The organism is Parcubacteria group bacterium CG10_big_fil_rev_8_21_14_0_10_36_14 (assembly GCA_002772895.1).
Taxonomy (GTDB): Bacteria; Patescibacteriota; Patescibacteriia.
This window is the reverse complement of sequence record PFCS01000051.1, coordinates 2277-2540: the sequence shown is the minus strand read 5'-3', so window position 1 is coordinate 2540 and position 264 is coordinate 2277.

Sequence of the window (264 nt, the reverse complement as noted above, 5' to 3'; positions counted from 1 at the left end):
ACTGTATAAGTCAGGTCAAAAACCAAAAGAATTTGCATCTTTGGAAAATTATTTTGATTGGAATGCAAAATATAGCAGTGAAAATTTTTTTAGTGAGGATACTATATTTGATGGAAAACTCAATAATCCTAATATAAGTTTTAAAAAAGACATAGGAAGATTGACCTACGTATATGCAAGGTTTTTAAATGATTTTTATCCGTTATATGTTTATCCAACGGTAGAAAAAAGTATAGATAATTTTACTATTGATGATCCTCAAAT